The 19,424-nt window shown below is 53.5% G+C and carries 14 protein-coding genes; 11 read left to right on the top strand and 3 right to left on the bottom strand.

Annotated features, from left to right (window positions below):
- Positions 1-168: 168 nt before the first annotated feature.
- The 7 genes from KOR42_RS15425 to KOR42_RS15395 all read left to right on the top strand — a co-directional run bounded on the left by KOR42_RS15425 (position 169) and on the right by KOR42_RS15395 (position 11,614).
- Complete coding sequence (locus KOR42_RS15425) at positions 169-1,233, top strand: Ldh family oxidoreductase (RefSeq protein WP_146510737.1); 1,065 nt, start codon at positions 169-171, stop codon at positions 1,231-1,233.
- A gap of 53 nt (positions 1,234-1,286) precedes the next feature.
- Entirely contained in the window at positions 1,287-4,154 is a 2,868-nt protein-coding gene (locus KOR42_RS15420; protein WP_146510736.1) for a DUF1553 domain-containing protein, read from the top strand.
- A 79-nt stretch (positions 4,155-4,233) separates the two neighbouring features.
- Positions 4,234-4,956 carry a hypothetical protein gene (locus KOR42_RS15415; protein ID WP_146510735.1) on the top strand — a complete coding sequence of 241 codons (723 nt, stop codon included), beginning with the start codon at positions 4,234-4,236 and terminating at the stop codon, positions 4,954-4,956.
- Complete coding sequence (locus KOR42_RS15410) at positions 4,953-8,387, top strand: PVC-type heme-binding CxxCH protein (RefSeq protein ID WP_146510734.1); 3,435 nt, start codon at positions 4,953-4,955, stop codon at positions 8,385-8,387. The genes KOR42_RS15415 and KOR42_RS15410 overlap by 4 nt, the downstream gene beginning before the upstream one ends.
- 24 nt (positions 8,388-8,411) lie before the next feature.
- Positions 8,412-8,936 (top strand): metallophosphoesterase family protein, encoded by a 525-nt coding sequence (locus KOR42_RS15405; protein WP_146510733.1) that lies wholly within the window; start codon positions 8,412-8,414, stop codon positions 8,934-8,936.
- A 117-nt stretch (positions 8,937-9,053) separates the two neighbouring features.
- Positions 9,054-10,535: an aldehyde dehydrogenase family protein gene (locus KOR42_RS15400; protein WP_146510732.1), complete on the top strand. Its 1,482-nt coding sequence runs from the start codon at positions 9,054-9,056 to the stop codon at positions 10,533-10,535.
- Between the two features lie 290 nt (positions 10,536-10,825).
- Positions 10,826-11,614 (top strand): enoyl-CoA hydratase, encoded by a 789-nt coding sequence (locus tag KOR42_RS15395; protein ID WP_146510731.1) that lies wholly within the window; start codon positions 10,826-10,828, stop codon positions 11,612-11,614.
- 126 nt (positions 11,615-11,740) lie between these two features.
- On the opposite strand, the gene KOR42_RS15390 is transcribed toward KOR42_RS15395, so the two are convergent.
- Entirely contained in the window at positions 11,741-13,081 is a 1,341-nt protein-coding gene (locus KOR42_RS15390; protein WP_197441226.1) for an MATE family efflux transporter, read from the bottom strand.
- Between the two features lie 350 nt (positions 13,082-13,431).
- On the opposite strand from KOR42_RS15390, the gene KOR42_RS15385 reads away from it, so the two are divergent.
- The 4 genes from KOR42_RS15385 to KOR42_RS15370 all read left to right on the top strand — a co-directional run bounded on the left by KOR42_RS15385 (position 13,432) and on the right by KOR42_RS15370 (position 17,425).
- The gene (locus KOR42_RS15385) at positions 13,432-14,718 is read left to right on the top strand and encodes a Re/Si-specific NAD(P)(+) transhydrogenase subunit alpha (RefSeq protein WP_146510729.1); all 1,287 of its coding nucleotides are present in this window, start codon (positions 13,432-13,434) and stop codon (positions 14,716-14,718) included.
- 173 nt (positions 14,719-14,891) lie between these two features.
- Positions 14,892-15,206, top strand: a complete 315-nt coding sequence (locus tag KOR42_RS15380) for an NAD(P) transhydrogenase subunit alpha (RefSeq protein WP_146510752.1) — start codon at positions 14,892-14,894, stop codon at positions 15,204-15,206.
- A gap of 51 nt (positions 15,207-15,257) precedes the next feature.
- Positions 15,258-16,634, top strand: a complete 1,377-nt coding sequence (locus KOR42_RS15375; RefSeq protein ID WP_146510728.1) for an NAD(P)(+) transhydrogenase (Re/Si-specific) subunit beta — start codon at positions 15,258-15,260, stop codon at positions 16,632-16,634.
- Positions 16,635-16,867: 233 nt separating this feature from the next.
- Entirely contained in the window at positions 16,868-17,425 is a 558-nt protein-coding gene (locus KOR42_RS15370) for a hypothetical protein (RefSeq protein WP_146510727.1), read from the top strand.
- Positions 17,426-17,568: 143 nt separating this feature from the next.
- On the opposite strand, the gene KOR42_RS15365 is transcribed toward KOR42_RS15370, so the two are convergent.
- The gene (locus KOR42_RS15365; protein WP_146510726.1) at positions 17,569-18,366 is read right to left on the bottom strand and encodes a HEAT repeat domain-containing protein; all 798 of its coding nucleotides are present in this window, start codon (positions 18,364-18,366) and stop codon (positions 17,569-17,571) included.
- A gap of 66 nt (positions 18,367-18,432) precedes the next feature.
- The gene (locus tag KOR42_RS15360; RefSeq protein ID WP_146510725.1) at positions 18,433-19,359 is read right to left on the bottom strand and encodes an alpha/beta hydrolase; all 927 of its coding nucleotides are present in this window, start codon (positions 19,357-19,359) and stop codon (positions 18,433-18,435) included.
- Positions 19,360-19,424 lie beyond the last annotated feature (65 nt).

Here is a 19,424-nt window from a genome sequence, read left to right as displayed (position 1 = left end):
CAATGGTCGAAATCGATTGGCTCTCCTGAAGCTATCAGAAAGAGAACTTCACTGAAACTCTTCAATTCTTCTCAATCCTCGACCGTCCACCTATAATCAATCCCGGTCGCAGTAGCGACAATTGCCGTTTCCATCCCTCAGCACACCTCTCGTCAAGTATCCGCACTTATGCCCGTATTGAATCAGAGCCAACTTTTTGACGTCGCAAACACTCTTCTCAGTGGCGCAGGTGTTCCCGCCGAAGATGCGAAAATCGTCGCCCAGGAACTCTCCGACGCCAATATCGTTGGACACGACAGCCATGGCATCATGCGGTTGATGCAATATGTCGACTTCATCCGCGATGGTCATGTCAAAATTGGAGGAGAGTTTGAAGTTGTCCGCAACGCACCTGCCTTCGCAGTCGTCGATGGAAACTTTAACTTCGGACAGGTCACTGCGAGAAAAGGACTGGCACTCGGGATTGAGAAAGCACAGTCTGCCGGGACCGCAACGATCATGATGCGAAACTGCAATCACGTCGGGCGACTCGGAGCTTACACTCAAGATGCGGCAAATCGTGGATTCGCAGCCATCATGGCCGTGAATGCTCCCGGTCCGGGAGGAGTGGCGCCGTTCGGAGGAATGGAACGTCGACTGGGTACGAATCCGATCAGCATGTCCGGCCCGTCAATCAATGGTCCACTTGTCCTCGACATGACAACGAGCGCAACGGCCGAAGGCAAGCTGCGCGTCGCGAAACAGTCCGGGAAGACTGTCCCTGATGGAATGATCATCGACGGGCACGGGAAACTTTCCACAGATCCGAATGCGTATTACGACAAGCCTTATGGTTCCATTCTTCCGCTGGGAGGTCCGGAATTGGGACACAAAGGATACGGACTTTCCGTGATGGTCGATGTCTTCTGCGGAATGCTTTCCGGGAGTGGCGTCTGCCGCACGGATCTCCCTCGGGGAGCCAACGGGGTTTGGCTGCATCTGATGGATGTCGAACAATTCCTGCCACGCGATGAGTATGATGAGTGGATGTCGAAATACGTGAGTCACTTAAAAGACTGCCCACGACTGCCCGGAGTCGACGAAATCCTTCTTCCGGGAGAACTTGAAGAACGAGTCAAACAACAGCGCTCAGCGAACGGAGTCGAAATTCCACCAGAGACATGGAGACAAATCTCCGAGTTGGCTGCATCCTTGAATGTGTCTCTCGACTTTGCGACAGACAGTTCATCGTAACCCTCCAAGTCAACTTCAGCGACATGCGTCTTCATTCAATTTAAGGTCGCTTTATGCTTCGAGTCACGACGATCCTGAGAAACACGGTCACACTCACAGCTGTCATGGTTTCGACAGCAGCGTGTCAGGAGATCGATTTCACGAGAGACATTCGTCCAATCCTCTCGGGGAAGTGCTACGCCTGCCACGGCCCCGATCCGGAAACTCGCGAAGCAGGATTACGACTCGACCAGGAAGACGCATCGCGGCAAACACTCGACAGCGGCGAAACAGCCATTGTTCCAAACGACTGGAGCAAGAGTGAGTTAGTCGTTCGTGTCACGACATCGGATGAATTCTCTCGAATGCCGCCCCCGGAACACGGAGCTGCTCTCTCCGAAAAAGAAGTCGATCTCCTTAAGCGCTGGATTGAACAGGGTGCTGCATATGCGCGCCACTGGTCATTCGATCCCCCGCAACGACCGAAACTTCCGGATGTTGGGCAATCCAACTGGCCCCGTAATCCCATCGATACTTTCGTGCTGGCTCGCCTGAATCGAGAAGGGCTGAGTCCGTCCCCGATGGCCGATCGAACGACACTCATTCGCAGAGTCTCTCTCGACTTGACGGGACTTCCCCCGTCACCTGACGAAGTCGAGGGTTTCATCAATGACAATTCTCCCGACGCCTACGAACGCCTCGTTGATCGCTTGCTCAGTTCTCCCCGATTCGGCGAACGCTGGGGCCGCACCTGGCTCGACCTCGCTCGCTATGCTGATTCCGCCGGATACGCTGACGATCCTCCGCGAGAGATCTGGAAGGACCGAGACTGGGTCATTAATGCCATCAACGATGGAATGCCATTCGACCAGTTCACGATCGAACAAATCGCAGGAGATCTTCTTCCCGACCCGACGGACGATCAATTGATCGCGACCGCGTTCCATCGAAACACGATGACCAACAGCGAAGGGGGAACCGATGACGAAGAATTTCGAAGCGCTGCGATCGTTGATCGTGTGAACACGACGCTGCAAACATGGATGGGTTTAACGATGGGGTGTGCACAATGTCACACCCACAAATACGATCCGATCACTCAGACGGAATACTATCAAGTGTATGCCATCTTCAATCAAACTGAAGATGCCGATCGACGCGACGAAGCCCCCGTTCTCGAAACATGGACACCCGAACTTCTCGCCAGGAAACAACGAATCAGCGACCGAATCCGCTCGCTCCAGAAACAACTCGACGAAAGTTCCAGCCCCAACAATTCCGAACAAGCTGCCGCAAAAGTTCCCGCTGGCCCGGTGGTCGCTCGATATGTGCGAATCGAACTTCCCGAAAAAGATCAGTTTCTTTCGCTGGCAGAAGTCGAAGTCTTTTCCGGCGACGAAAATCTGGCTCTCAACAAACCGGCAACTCAAAGTTCCACAGCTTATGACGCCCCTCCCGAACTGGCGGTCGACGGGAATTCTTCTGGAGCGTTCTTCGCGGAGAAATCCACGACGCATACCGAAAAGGAAAACTCCCCGTGGTGGATGGTCGACCTGAAACGCGATTCAGAGATTGATCTCATCAAAGTCTGGAATCGCAACGACAGCCCAACGATCTTCCAACGTCTCAACGGTTTTCGCGTTGTACTCCTCGATCAGGAGAAGCAACCCGTCTGGGCGAAGACGATTTCGAAGGCCGCAGAGTTCGACACCACAATCCAGATTCCGAAAACTGGAACTCCATTTTCCGAAGACGAAGTTCACGATCTCACCGCACTCCAGCAGCAAAGTTCGCCACGCATCAAGGCATTGCAGAAGGAGATTGATCAACTCAGAAAACAACAGGCAAAAATCTCGCCGATCAAAACTCCCGTGATGCGTGAGCTTCCCGCAGAGAAGCAGCGAACGACCCACATTCAAATTCGCGGAAACTTTCTTGACCTCGGTGACGAAGTTCAGGCAGGCGTTTTAAATGAGTTTCACCCGATTGATGTCGAGACTCCCAATCGCCTTGATTTCGCCCGCTGGCTGATGTCTCCCGAAAACCCATTGACGTCGCGCGTTCTGGCCAATCGTCACTGGGAAGTTCTCTTCGGAAGAGGACTTGTTGAAACGAGTGAAGACTTCGGAATGCAGGGGGAACTTCCCAGCCACCCGGAATTGCTTGACTTGCTGGCGACCCGTTTCGTGGAATCGGACTGGAGTCAAAAGGACCTCATTCGTTTAATTGTCACATCGGCCACTTATCGACAGTCTTCTGACACGACTCCCGACCTCATCGAGCGCGATCCGGCGAACCGGCTACTGACCCGCGGACCACGGTTTCGGCTTTCTGCGGAATTGATTCGTGATCAGGCTCTTTCACTTTCTGGATTGCTCAGCGACAAGATGCTCGGCCCGTCGGTCAATCCTCCTCGACCGAAACTCGGCCTCAGAGCAGCCTTTGGAGGCTCAACCGATTGGGAAACCAGCACAGGCGAAGACAAATTCCGCAGAGGAATCTACACCACCTGGAGGAGATCGATTCCGTATCCATCGATGGACGCTTTCGACGCGCCCAGTCGAGAAGTCTGTACTGTTCGGCGAATCCGGACCAACACGCCGCTTCAGGCACTCGTGACACTCAACGATCCGGTATACGTCGAAGCTGCGCAGGCTCTGGCAGGACGGATTCTCACCGAAGGCGGAGACAAATTGGAAGATCGTCTCGCCTACGGTTTTCGACTTTGCACCGCCCGATCGCCCAATCCCTCAGAGCTGGAAGTTTTGACCCGAACATTTCGGTTGGTGCAATCTCAGTTTGAGTCGAAAGAGCAAGAGGCCGCCAAGTTGCGAGTCATCCCAGCGACTGCTGAAAGCGAAGCCTCATTCGCAGAACAGGCCAGCTGGACGACCTTGGCAAATGTTTTATTGAATCTTGACGAAACCTTAACGCGACGGTGACACTCTCCAGCCGCTTCCTGTCAGAGTCAATGACTCTGTAAATTCGCCGATTCTGGATTTCAATAGTAGACTTATCAAGATGGCTTCCTCACGCTTCCTGTTGTTCATTCTGAGTTCACTCACAGCTCTTCCGCTGCTGACATCCGGCTGCGCCCCCAAAATTCAGGCGGTCGACGACCTGAACGGCATTCAATCGACCTTCGATCAATTCAAGATAGCCGTTCGAAATCGCAAGGGAGACGCTGCGGCGGAACTCGTCACAGAGAATTCGGTGGAACGCTTTGACGAACTTCGAAGCTGGGCAGTCTCGGATTCTCCGGAACGACTTTCCGAGCGTCCCGTTCTTGACCAGATTGAGATCTTGCGACTTCGCCACGAACTCACACCAGAACAGCTTCAGAATTCGGACGGGAAACAAGTCATCGCCCTTCTCGTCGAACGGGGTGAGCTCCCAACACCGTTCGTGCAAGACTCCCAGATTGCCGAACCGGTCTTTCATGGAGATCGTTGCATCCTGAGAATCTTCGACGATTCCGGGCTGGCCAAAGAACGCATGACATTCCGCAAAGAAGATGACATCTGGAAACTCGACATCGCCTCGATGGAATATGTCCAGGAGAAAATCTACAACGCGATGAAACGAAAGCGGAACATGTCCGACGAAGAAATTATCGAAGAAATCTCGGCGACATGGGATGACGACATCGATATCGATACACTCAATGACACGACAGATCAAACGGTCCATCCGGATCAGCCGGAAGCCGTTCTTCAATCGGAGACTGAACAGGATTCTCAATGACTATGCGGCAATCGATTGTCTGCGTTTCTCTTCTCTTCACTTCTCTTTCAGCGGCATACGCACAACGCGATTTGAAAGAGATTCCCTCACCTGATCCAGAACTGGAACGGCAGACGTTCATTCTCCCGGAGGGATTTGAAGTCAATCTGTTTGCGGCCGATCCAGCGATCGCCAAACCGATTCAGATGAATTTCGATCCGCAAGGTCGCCTTTGGATCGCAAGTTCCGAAACGTATCCACATATCGAACCCGGCGCAGTCGCGAACGACAAGATTCTTTACCTCAAAGATGACGATGGAGACGGAGTCAGCGATCGCACAGAAATCTTCGCCGACGGACTTCTCATTCCGACTGGGGTCATCCCCGGCGATGACGGCGTCTATGTGGGAGCGAGCACAGAGCTTCTGCATTTCAAAGACACCAACGGCGACGGCAAAGCTGACGAGAAAAGAATCGTCCTCTCGGGATTCGGCACTGAAGACACACACCACATTCTTCACACTCTGCGATATGGTCCCGAATCACTCCTCTACTTCAATCAGTCCATCTACATTCACAGCCATATCGAGACCCCCTGGGGCATCCGGAGATTGAATGCCGGAGGAATCTGGCGGTTTCGACCCGAGACTCTGGAGCTCGAAGTCTTTGCTCGCGGACTCGTCAACCAATGGGGGACAGACTTCGACCAGTACGGCCAGACGTTCGCAACAGACGGAGCCGGAGGCGAAGGAATTAACTACATCGTGCCGGGTGCGTCATATGTCACCGCGTTCGGAGCTCAACGCATTCTACACGGTCTCAATCCCGGCAGCCCGAAACATTGCGGACTCGAAATCGTCGAGACACCAGATCTCCCGGAAGACTGGCAGGGAAGTCTGATCACCAACGACTTCCGGGGACACCGTGTCTGTCGGTTCGTCCTGACCGAAAGCGGATCCGGATACCGATCGCAGGAACAACAGGAAGTCATCAAGTCCGATCACGTCGCGTTCCGGCCCGTTGATGTCAAACAAGGCCCCGATGGATCCATCTACATTGCCGACTGGTACAACCCGATCATTCAACACGGTGAAGTCGACTTTCGAGATCCCCGCCGAGATCACACTCACGGTCGCATCTGGCGAGTGACCTACACAGGAAACAAGACTAATCCACCGCTTAATGTTGAATCACTCGATGTTGACCAACTACTCGACCTCGTGGCAACTCCAAATCGGTTCTACCGGCAGCAGGCCAAAGTCGTGCTTAAGGAGCGAGGCGAAAGCATCCTCCCCACTGTGAAGCAATGGGCAACGTCTGTTCAAGACAATCAACACGATCGACTACTCCTCGAAGGGCTCTGGATTTTCCAATCCCTCGGTCAGCTCGAACATGATCTTTTGAATCGATGTCTCAACTCCGACAACCACAGCGTCCGGGCAGCTGCGACGCGAGTCGTCGGACAAATGGTTTCTAAGATTGACGCCCCGCTCGAAGTTCTCGCGGAGCGCGTTCTCGATTCCCATCCTCAGGTTCGCCTTGAAGCAATTTGTGCGTTGTCGCATGTTTCTGATCCCTCAGCAGTCGAGGTCGCTCTTCAAGCATTGACTCTCGATGTCGACGAAAACATTGACTACGCGTTGTGGATGACATGCCGTGACCTCGAACCGTACTGGGCCCCGGCACTGGTGCGCGGAGAACTTTCGCTCGATTCTCTTCCGCAGGCACTTCCGTTTCTGCTGAGAGCAACGAACAACAACACCGGTGTCGCAACGCTTGTCACTCGTCTGAAGGACGGCACTCTGACTGCCGATTCCCTCGACGACGCTCTCAGTGTGCTCGCTGATCTTGGAACGACGGAGCATCTCGGGGAAATTCACGATCTCATCCTCGCTGAACAAACACCGTTGACTCTTCGAATCCATTTCCTGAACACACTCACAGAGGCCGCACGGAAACGAAATCAAGTTTCCAACCGCCCGCACGCCTCCCTGAGAGTCCTCTTTAACCACGAAGACCCGGCACTTCGTGTCGCCCTCATTCGATATGCGGGAGCTTCCAAAGCGGCGGAACTGAGGTCGGTGATCGAAGAGACCATCGACGAAGAAGACACTTCACTCGGGGAACGAGTCGAAGCGGTTCATTCGTTCGGTCAGTTCTCCGACGCAGCTTCTGCTTCCAAACTGATGCAGGTGGCCAAGTCAGAGATGGCTCCGGAAATCCGCCGCGCCGCACTCATCGAGTTGCTTCGCTTCCGACCGAAACAGGCTCCGGCGCTCATCGCGGAGTTCCTTCAAACCGCTCCGCCGCAAATCATTGAACCGCTCTTTCACGCAATCCTGCAACGCAAAGGAGCAGAAGCTTCCGTCGCAGCTGCCATGAAGGATCTTTCATTTCCGAAAGACGTCGCTGTGATCGGATCGCGAGTTCTCGGTTCGTCGGGGCAACAGGATTCCGAACTTGCCAAAGTCCTTCGTCAATCCGGACAACTGGCGGACGAACCGGTTCAACTCAGCCCGGAAGAAATGCAACACCTTGTGGCCGAAATTCAGGCCAACGGAAATCCGACTCGCGGTGAAGCAATCTTCCGACGCGGCGATCTCAACTGTCTTAAGTGTCACGCGATTGGACCTGCGGGCGGACAGATTGGTTCGAACCTCGTCAGTCTCGGAGCAACAGCACAGTTGGACTACATCGTGGAGTCTCTTCTGGATCCAAACGCCAAAGTCAAAGAAGGTTATCACACCGTGGTTGTGGCGACTGACGAAGGAAAAGTCTATTCAGGAATTCAAACTCGCGAATCGGCTGATTCACTTTACCTCCGAGATGCGGAAGGCCGTGAGCACGTCGTCGTCAAAGACGAAATCGTTCAGCAGAAACAAGGCCTCTCCCTGATGCCCGCGGGTCTGACTTCGTCGATCACGCACAATGAGCTTCTCGATTTGTGTGCCTTTCTTTCGTCGCTGGGACGAACGCCCGACTTCACGATTGGAACGAAACCCGTCGTGCGGAACTGGGAGACCATTGAAGCCACGAAAGAAGCGGCATATCAACTGCGTCGAACCAGTTACGCCGACACAGCCACGGATCACCCGGCCTTTCAATGGAAAACCGTTTACAGCCACGTTGATGGTCGACTGAGTTTGAACGACCTGCCAGAAGTCTTTGTCCGCAATCGCTCAGCTCCTGGAATTCGCGGCATGAGTTTCGTTCGAGTTCGATTTGAATCGACCGAAGGTGTCGTCGGCTTTGACCTGCAAGATTCAGCGGGTCTTCAGATCTGGTTTGATGGACAACCGATTGAAGCAGCGAAACGCATCGAGGCGGAAGCTTCCGCCGGTCCGCATCAACTGACTATTGCCGTTGACCGTTCGGTTCGAACGTCCCCAATTCTCTTAAGCCCGGTGAATGGTGAAAACTTCGCAATCATTGACCTCCCGGCACAGAACTAACACGTCGAGAAAGAAAGCCCATTGATGAGGATCGGAATCGTCAGCGATACTCACGGAAACCTCGAAAACACGTCACTGGCAGTTGAGCATCTTCGATCCCACGAGATCGAGAATGTCATTCATTGTGGCGACATTGGCTCAGCCTCTATCCCGTCAGAATTCACTGAATCTCAAACACACTTCGTGTTTGGGAACGTCGATTCTGATGTGGCAACGCTTCGACAGGCAATTAACGACGCCAACGGAACATGCCACGGTCGATTCGGAGAAGTCACTCTCGGAGGACGAAAGATCGCTTTCTTACACGGAGACGACGCAGCCCGCGCGAACGAGACGATTGAGTCCGACGAGTACGACCTCGTCTGCTACGGGCACACACATAAGGCAGAGTCCCACAAAGAGGGATCTACGCTGGTCCTCAATCCCGGAGCCCTTCACAGGGCGAATCCGCACACTTTGGCAATCGTCGACTTGACCGATCTTTCCGTTCAACATCTTCCATTACGTCTCGAGGAAGGAACAGCAACGTCGCACTCGAAGGAGCATTGATTCGATTTTCGACTGATCGAAAATTCGTGAGCGAACCGCTGGTGAAATCCCGACAGGAATGTGCGACAATCGCATCAGCGAACGCTGATTTCACACACTCTCTCACTGGAGGAATCGATGTCAACCGCCACAACTTCGCCAAGTGTGATCGCTCCCCCGACAGTCCGCCGGACACAGTTGCTCATTGATGGCCAGTGGTGTGATTCCACAAGCGGCAAGACTTTCGCGACCTACCATCCTGCTACGGAAGAAAAGATCGCCGATGTTGCTCTCGCGAACGCGGATGATGTTGACCGTGCTGTGAAAGCTGCCCGTCGGGCGTTCGAATCTGGTGACTGGCCCGCAATGGATGCCCGTGATCGCGGTCGGCTCCTGAATCGTCTGGCTGATCTGATCGAAGAAAACGCAGACGAACTCGCTGCGCTGGAAACACTCGACAACGGGAAACCGATTCGCGACGCCCGAGCAGCAGACATCCCGCTGGTGATCGATTGCCTGCGATATTATGCCGGATGGGCAGACAAAATTACCGGCGAGACCATCCCCATTCGCGGCGATTACTTCTGCTACTCACGTCGTGAACCATTGGGAGTTTGCGGGCAGATCATCCCGTGGAATTTCCCAGCTCTGATGGTCGCCTGGAAATGGGGACCAGCACTCGCCGCCGGATGCACAATCGTCATGAAACCGGCCGAACAAACTCCCCTTTCCTGTTTACGACTCGCTGAGCTGGCAACCGAAGCGGGCTTCCCTCCCGGCGTGATCAACATCGTTCCGGGATTTGGGGAAACGGGGGCCGCAATTGTTCGCCACCCCGATGTCGACAAGATCGCGTTCACCGGGTCGACAGAAACCGCACAGCGAATCATGTCCGACGCTGCGCAAACATTGAAACGACTGACCTTCGAACTCGGCGGAAAGTCTCCGAATATCATCTTCGGTGACTCGGACCTCGATGCAGCAATTGAAGGAGCGGAATTCGGCCTCTTCTTCAATCAAGGTCAATGTTGCTGCGCAGGAAGCCGGGTCTTCGTTGAGCAATCTGTGCATGAAGAGTTCATCGAAAGAGTTGTCGCCCGGGCTCAGGAAAGACGCCTCGGAAATCCGTTCGACGAAAACACGACACAGGGTCCGCAAATCGACATTGATCAGTTCCGAAAGATCATGCACTACATCGACCGTGGCAAACACTCAAAAGCAACGTGCGTGACTGGAGGAGAACGCGAAGGCACGCAAGGGTTTTACGTACAACCCACGATCTTCGACAATGTCACTGACGACATGGATATCGCAACAGACGAGATCTTTGGCCCCGTCATGAGTGTTCTTCCGTTCCGTGATATCGACGAAGTCATTGAACGTTCGAACAAAACCTACTACGGACTCGCAGCTGCGGTCTGGACGAAAGATGTCGCCAAAGCCCACCGCATCGCCAACTCCGTCAAAGCGGGGACCGTGTGGATCAACTGCTACGACGTCTTCGATGCGGCCGCCCCGTTCGGTGGATTCAAAATGTCAGGCATCGGACGAGAACTCGGAGGCGCTGCGTTGGCGAACTACACGGAACACAAGACCGTCACGATGAACCTCAACTCGTAACAACGAGCCGTTCACGAGTGCGAACTCCGAGTACAGCCCCGACACTTGCCGCCACAATGCCGACCGATTCGCCCCGGTCACGACGGCGCTCTCGTGGTGCCGCTGCGCTCGCTTCATCTTTGAGAAATGGTTATCGTCCGGGTTGCTTGAATCGTTTTAAGATCAATTCAAGCAATCGCAACAAAGCCACTTCTGCAACAAGGCCACTCAGAGGGTCAATCAGAGACATTGTGGCCACCGAAAAACTTCAACTCGCATCGATAGTTGCGAAGTATAGAGACTGAGAGACGATGAATTCTGAAGCTGTGAACGAGTCCGAACTGATCCGAACCGATGTCGACGGAGTGTCGACACTTCAACTCAATCGTCCCAATCGTCGACACGCTTTGTCGCTGTCGTTGTTGTCGGAACTCGAAACGACACTCCAGTCCCTGAAAGACGACCGATCGATTCGCGTCGTCGTCATTGCTTCTGCCGGTCCCGTCTTTTCATCAGGTCATGATCTCGGAGAAATGCAACAACGAACTGAAGAGGAGTATTCCACTCTGTTCGCTACCTGCGCTCGAGTGATGATGGAAATTCGCTCGATGCCTCAACCTGTGATCGCCAGAGTACAGGGTTTTGCAACAGCTGCCGGATGCCAACTTGTCGCTGCGTGCGATCTTGCGGTTGCCGTCGACACCGCACAGTTCGCAACTCCCGGAGTCAAGATCGGGCTGTTTTGCACAACTCCCATGGTTCCACTTGTTCGAAACATTGCCCCCAAGATCGCAATGGAGATGCTTCTCACCGGGCAGCCGATCTCTGCAAAGCGAGCACTTGAAGCGGGACTCGTCAACCGCGTCGTCTCAGAAGAGGAACTCGATTCGACCGTCAAGGAATTGACGACAGCGATCGTCGCTTCAAGTCGACGAACACTCGCCCTCGGCAAAGAAGAGTTTTATACGCAACTGGAAATGACGGAAGAAGAAGCCTATGCCCGGGCTGTTTCGGTGATGACGAAGAACGTCCTCGAACACGATGCTCAGGAAGGAATGGCTGCGTTCCTGCAAAAGCGAACGCCCGTTTGGAGCGAGTAACGTGACGCCGACGTTCCGAAACTCGTCGACACCGTTCCAGCAGCTTCATCATTCGTTGACAAAAATTCGAAGAAGCCAATGCTACACTCGCTTAGCTTTGCGAGGAATGAGCATCGATGGGATCTCCTACACCCGAACGCGCAACCATCTGCGGGACCAGAATCGCCACGTTGCAATCACTCCGCGAGCGAACATGTCGGCATTCATTCCGACCCAGGCGCCCATCAACCCCATCTCCATTGTGACGCCGAAAAAGTACCCCAGCGGAATACGAATCAGATAGGTCGTGAACATCGCGACATACAGGGGAAACTTGGTTTCTCCTGCACCACGAATCGCAGCGAAGTAAACGATTGAGAGAATCAGCGGAATCTGAAACAGACCGACAACTCGAAACGCGGGAATCCCGACAGCTCGGACAGCTTCGTCCCGGTTCATTTGGTTGTAAATCCAATCCGCTCCGAAAACGAACCAGGCGGTGATTAAAACTCCGAGGAGTGCACACTGCATAGCTGCCTCGTGTCCGGCTCGAACCGCCCTTTCCTTGTTTCCCGCTCCCAGCGACTGGCCCACCATTGTCGCGGCAGCAGCTCCGTACGCGACAGCAGGCAGATAGGTAATTGCTTCCACGCGCACCCCGATGATGTGTGCTGCGAACTCCGTTTTTCCAATCCCGGAAATGACACGCAGGAAGATACAGTGCCCCACCCACATGACGATCCCTTCCATCCCGGAAGGAACGCCGATCGCGAGAATCCTTCGAACGGTTTCCCCGCGCAGACTTAAATCCGAGGGAACCAGCGACAACCCGCTGAAACCCATCATGAAAATGGTGAGAATTAACAGTCCTCCGCACACTCTCGCCACAACAGTTCCAGCGACGATTCCATCGACTCCCCATGGCTCAATCGGTCCGACTCCATGAACGAGCGCGGTCGACACAATCACATTCAAGATGCTGACTGATCCAAACACCCACATTGGAGTCTTCATGTCGCCGCAACCTCGAAGAGCAGCGGCCAGCACCAGACTGAAACTCGAAAACAGCAAACCGATGGCATCCACTCGCAGGTAACGCACAGCGATTCCGGCAGCCTGTCCATCAAGTCCCATCAGAGCCACAAGCGTCGGCGCAGCGAAGAGAATCACTCCCGTAAACAGCAAGCCAGAAACGAGAGAGAGTGCGAGAGACCGGTTGGCGACAACGTTCGCGCCATCTCGATCATCGGCACCCCACGCCCGCGAAATGAGTGCGGTCGTCCCTGTGGCCACGAGCGAGAAGATCAACGACGCCAACCATCCCACATAGGCTGCAACACCAACAGCAGCAGTCGCGTCGGTCCGAATGTCACTCGTCAGGTTCCCCGCCAGATAAACGTCATAAAACCCAACCAGGAAATTGAGAACCTGTTCTCCCAGCACCGGGAGCGCCAGGAATAAGACAGTTGTTCGAAGAGGACCTGACATCAGATCCACATTGGCAGAAGAGATCGGAGCGCGAGACATCGGTCGATTCTAGAAGATCTGGATCCCAGGTTTGCAGTAACTCACACAAACAAACACCTCATTCATCAAAAGAGAGAAAATCAGGTGAATGCAGAGAAACGATGAAAACGGTTTCGGTTCAATAATGGAAAAGAGAATTCCCAGGCACTCGAGACAAGAGCCCCGAACTCATCCATGAACACTGATGCAAATTTCAGGAGATCCGATGGAATACAGAAACTCCTTCCGTGAACCCTACCTGACTTCCCGATCGCACGATACGATGGGAACACCATCTCCTTGACCTTTCAAATCGATAGGATGCGTGACTCGTGATTATCGGAGTGACAAAGGAAACATACCCAGGTGAGCGGCGTGTCGCCCTGGTTCCAGCATCGGTTTCGGCATTGAAGAAACTCGGAGCTGAAGTCACCATTCAATCTGGTGCCGGAGTCGAAGCAGGGTTCCCCGATTCAGATTATGAGGCCGTTGGCGCCAAACTGGTTGAATCGCGTGAGAACATTGTCGAGACAGCGGATGTGCTGCTTCAGGTTCGCGCAGCTGTCGCGAATCCGGAACATGGCTCGGCCGATCTCGCATCACTGAAGCCTGATCAGGTCTTGATCGCACAGTGTGATCCACTGTCTGATCCGAAACAGATGCAGGATGCCGCCTCGAAAGACGCTGTGATCTTCGCCCTCGAACTGGTTCCGCGAATTACCCGTGCTCAAAGCATGGACGTGCTGTCATCGATGGCCACAATTGCTGGTTACAAAGCCGTTTTGCTGGCAGCGATCACTTCTCCTCAAATGTTCCCGATGATGATGACCGCAGCTGGGACATTGACTCCTGCTCGCGTGTTTATTCTGGGTGCTGGAGTTGCCGGTTTGCAGGCCATTGCAACCGCTCGAAGAATGGGCGCAGTCGTCAGTGCTTACGATGTTCGTCCTGCAGTCAAAGAACAGGTCGAAAGCCTGGGAGCCAAATTCGTTGAGATGGACCTCGGCACCGCTGAAGGAGAAGGTGGTTATGCGAAGGAAATGGACGAAGAATTTTATCGAAAACAACGCGAACTGATGCTGAAAGTGATTGCCGACACAGATGTCGTCATCACCACTGCGGCCATCCCCGGCAAGAAAGCTCCCATTCTCGTCACCGAAGAGATGGTGGAAGCGATGCCGCCTGGAGGAGTGATCGTGGACCTCGCCGCAGAACGTGGTGGAAACTGCGAACTCACCAAATCTGGGGAAACGGTTGTCGCCCACGGCGTGACCATTCTGGGCCCGGAGAATGTCCCGTCAGACATCCCACGCCACGCAAGTCAGATGTTCTCGAATAACGTCACTACGTTTCTGAAGTCGCTCATCAAAGACGGGGCAGTCAACGTCGATCTCGATGACGAAGTCATTGCGGGAACTCTGGTCACATATAAAGGCGAGATGGTCCATCCGCTGTGCCGAAAAATTGCTGGCCTTGAAGAGATTTCACTCGATCAGTTCAAAGCCCCTGAACCCGATCCTTATGCCCCGATTCCACTGGCCCCAGATGATGAGCCGGCAGAATCGAGTCCGGAATCGAATGAGAACTCTTCGGAATCGAAATCGGATTCTGAAAACTGAGTGGGGTGACGGAAACCGAACTCCACAACAGTTCATTTCTGGTGACGTGTTGAGAATCGAAACGTTCACAACTTGATGAAACAGAGTGCCACATGCCATTCCATCCATTGTTGCTAGTTGCTCCAGTTGGTTCCGAGGAAGCGATCCAGCAATCAATCGAGCAAATCAGTGAAATGTCCGAAGCGATTTCGACAGTTGCGGGATACTCAGCTGGCCTGGCGCTGGTCCAGGGGCTGACGGTCTTTGCTCTCGCAGTCTTCGTCGGTTTCGAAATCATCACCAAGATCCCTCCGACCCTGCACACTCCATTGATGTCGGGGTCGAACGCAATTTCCGGAATCACACTCGTCGGGGCCATTTTTGCGACCGGAGCCAAACAGCACGACTTCGCAACCTTTCTTGGTTTTCTGGCAGTCATCATGGCGACTGTCAACGTGATTGGCGGCTTCATGGTCACCCATCGGATGCTGCAGAAGTTCAAACGGTAACCTCAGGCACGTTCGTCTATCTCGTCGTTCACTCGATCAGGAGTTGTTGTCTTGTCTCCCGTCTGGCTAAATCTGAGTTACCTCGTCGCTGCCGTCCTGTTCATTCTCGGTCTCAAGGGAATGACTCGACCACGGACAGCTGTTCAGGGGAACCTTTTCGGTTCGATCGGCATGTTCGTGGCTGTGGTGGCCACATTGCTGGCCACTGGTGTCGTTGGCTACGTATGGATCCTGTTGGGTGTTCTGATCGGTGGAGCCATCGGAGCTTATTTCGCTCTGACCGTGAAAATCGACCAGATGCCCGAAATGGTTGCGCTTCTCAACGGTTTCGGGGGCGCCGCTTCGATGTTCGTGGCGACCGCTGACTTCTTCCGAAATTCGAATGTCGCCTCGACGGACGTCATTATCGCAACAGGTATTTCCGCATTGATTGGATCGGTGACACTCTCGGGAAGCCTCGTTGCCTTCGGAAAACTGGCCGAACTCGACTTCGTCAAGAAACTCAAACCGCTCGACAATCAGCAGATCATCAACGCCGGAATCGCAGGCGTGCTTGTCGTTCTGATTGCATTGCTGATCACGCATCCGATGAACTTCTGGCTGTGGCTGATCGTCATCACAGCCCTTGCATTGGGTTATTTCCTGACAATCTCGATTGGCGGAGCGGACATGCCGGTGGTGATCGCTCTCTTGAATTCCTATTCCGGTCTGGCTGCCGCTGCGACTGGTTTCGTGTTGCAGAACAACGTGTTGATCATCGCAGGTTCGCTTGTCGGAGCATCCGGACTCATTCTGACGAAAGTGATGTGCGATGCGATGAATCGATCGTTGCCCGCTGTTCTCTTTGGAACATTAGGACCAACGGCGGATGGGCCGAGTGCCGACGAAGTCTACAAGACCGTGAAATCGACCTCGGCAGAAGAAGTCGCAATGCTGATGGAAATCGCGAGAAAAGTCGTCATCGTTCCGGGATACGGGATGGCGGTTGCCCAGGCCCAACACTCCGTCCGCGACTTGATGAACCTCCTCAAAAGTCGAGGAATCGAAGTCACCTTCGGGATTCATCCCGTCGCTGGCCGAATGCCGGGTCATATGAACGTCCTTCTTGCCGAAGCAGACATTCCTTACGATCTGCTCAAGGAAATGGACGATGCAAACTCAGAAATGGAGCAAACGGACGTCTGTCTGGTGATCGGTGCCAACGATACCGTCAACCCTGACGCACGCACCAATCCGAACAGCCCAATCGCCGGGATGCCGATCATCAATGCTGACAAAGCAAGGACCTGCGTCGTCATCAAGCGAAGCCTCAGCCCCGGTTTTGCAAAGATCCCCAATCCACTGTTCGCGAACGACAACACCCTGATGCTGTTTTCTGATGGAAAGCAAGCTGTGATGGATATCATCACCGCGATCAAAGAAGGTTAGTCGGTCGACCATCCGGTAAGTTGTCGGCATCGATTCGCAAGAGCGAACGGAGTAAAAGCTCAGCACACAAGATCTTCAGGTGCTGAGCCCCGTTCTTCTCATCCGAAAGTAAGTGATCAGTCTTCTGGATTTTCCGCTGACTGGTGCTAGCATACGGATTCACGCGAACCGGACTGCGTCCGCGTTTGTGAAGACGTCCTCCCAACCTAAACTTCCCTCCTTGTGAGAATCTCATGAACCCGCGAACTGTTGGACTTCTGTTTGCCATTGCGACTGCTGTTTTCTGGGGCCTCTACGGACCAGCCCTTGGCAAATCACGAATCGTCGGGCAGACCCCGTTCAAGCCGTACATCTTTATCGGAGTCGCCTACCTGATCTGGGGATGCCTCGGGGGAGCCATTGCCGTCCAGATGTCTGGAGATGGATTCGCGTTTCCGGCGAAAGCGGGATGGTGGGGCTTTATCGCAGGAACGCTCGGAGCATTCGGAGCGTTAACTCTGACGTTCGCAATGTATAAATCTCACGATGCCTCACTCGTCATGCCCGTCGTTTTCGGCGGAGCGACATCAGTCGCAGCCATCACAGGACTGTTGATGCAGGCCCAGGCCGGCAAGATGCATCTCGACGTTCGACAGGTCCTCGGGTTCGTACTCGTCGTTGTGGGTGTCGTGCTGATTCAAAGATACTCAGCACACGGCCCTGCTCCCAAACCGGCCCCCCAAGCTGTTGAATCAAGTAGCGACGCACCAACAGAAGCTGCGCCAGCCTCGAGCGACTCATCAGCAACTTAAAGTGCTCTACGACGGAAGACCTCGCATCAACTCGACCGAGGCAGTGAATGTTTGCATCTGGCTTTCAGTGATCGACACGTGAAAACCCAGCACTCGTTGAAACAAGCAAGTGCGAGCGAACGCAAAGATTCCACGCAAGCGATTTAGTCATCCGCAAACGGATCGTATTCGAGGTCGTCGCTGTCAAACCCGAGCGAGAGTTTGAGTTCTTCTGCAGTCTTGAGAACTCCTTCGTCGCTTTCGGCTGCAATGATTTCGTCGAGAAACTCGAGCAGGTTCGGTGGACGAAGCTCGCCCAATGCTTCGACCGCCGACGCTCTGACTCGGTTCTTGGGATCTTTTTTCGCCAGTTGTTGAAGTTCCGAAATCGCTTTCGATATTCCGAGACTTCCCAGTCCATTCGCAGCCCACATCCGATCGAGCCATTCCTCGGATTTCAATTGACGAATGAGCGGCTGCAAAGCCCGCTGGTCTTTTGTTTGCCCCAGTAGACGTGCCGCCGGAGAACGTGTGAGTACGGCGGAGTGAGACAAGAGTTCCACTAACGGTTCGACTCCAACAGATGAGACCGCTTCTGAGCGTTTCAAAAGAGACCGCTCTGCGACATTGCGTACTTTGTTGACGCTGTCTGATAGCTGACCGATCAGAGGCAAAATCGTCGCGGAGTCATTGTCTTCCCCCAGCCCCACAGCTCCCAGTTCTCGAACAACCGCGTCCTCGTCTCGTGTAAAGTCGAGCAGCCGATTCCTCGCTTCAGGTTGCTGAATCCTTCCGAGCAAGACTGCCGACTCTTCTCGAACCAAATCTGCGCGGTTTCGATCGGTCGCTATATTTGCAACGAATTCGACAACGTCCAGGTCAAGCGGAGGTGACAGTTCCTTAAGCAGCCCAATCAATTCATTGTTGTCAGCAGACTGAAGTTGTTCAATTGTGACTGCCATTTTGATTCCCTTCTCGAACGGAGACCTGTCTTTCCCAAAGACTGAACGATCCGTGAAACCCAAAATTCAGTTTGAGTCCTGTTGAAGACTTCCGTTCGCACGAAAGTTTTTGGCATGAAAATTGAGAATATCGCGGCCAATCTTCGCATACATTTTCTTCGAGCTATGGGGAACTCCCGGAACGACAACGAACGTGTGATCGATGCCTAAATCGTTGAGATGCTGACTCCATTCGCGATTTCCTTGAGCATTGTCATCTTCTTCACCCACTGCGACGAAAATTTTCACTTCGGGACCTGAACTTCGTTTCGCATATGCTTCGGCCAAATCCCACGTGTTGTTGGTCGCCGGCTGAATCGTCAACGCTTCGCTTTCTTTGCCTGAATTTTCCGAGATGCGTTTTTCATGTTGCTGGCCTCCTCCCAGCGGAGCAGCCGAACAAAATAGCTCCGGATACTTGAAGAGATAACGGGCAGTCCCGCGGCCACCTTGAGAGAAACCTTCGATGGCTCTTCCGGACCGATCGGCAACAGTTCGATATTCGGAATCAACATGATCCACGAGTTCACGAAACGCTGTCTCTCCTAAAAATCCCTCGTGATCGTAATGGCTGAGTTTTCCTCCGTTGGGAAAAACAACAATCAGCTCGGGAAGAGTGCCGTCCTTCATTGCGTCCTCGTAGATGGACGACATCGAGATATTTTTTGTCTCACTTCCGGGACGCCCCCCGTGTAGCCAGTAGATGACAGGATAGCGTCGCTGTTCGCTTCCCGGCTTGTTGTAAGAAGGTGGAAGAAGGATGCAATAGCCGACGTCGACACCATTAGCAGAGCTATGAAATGTCTCATGATGCAACGCTTTGGAAACTTCTGCAGGAAGTGCATTCACCCACTGAAACGGTCTTTGAGCTTTCTTTTTGGCTGGTTGTTGAGCGAATACGGTTGTCGCAAAAAGAAGACTGAAAACGAACGCCATCGAGTAACGAGTAGACATCGAGCCACCTGTTAAAAATTCGTCAGAAGACAATTAAAAAACACGATCTTAAAACTTTAGAGATC

It is taken from the genome of Thalassoglobus neptunius, from assembly GCF_007859735.1.
Lineage (GTDB): Bacteria > Planctomycetota > Planctomycetia > Planctomycetales > Planctomycetaceae > Thalassoglobus > Thalassoglobus neptunius.
Note: the sequence above shows the minus strand (reverse complement) of the source record. Positions and strands in the feature narration are given on the sequence as shown.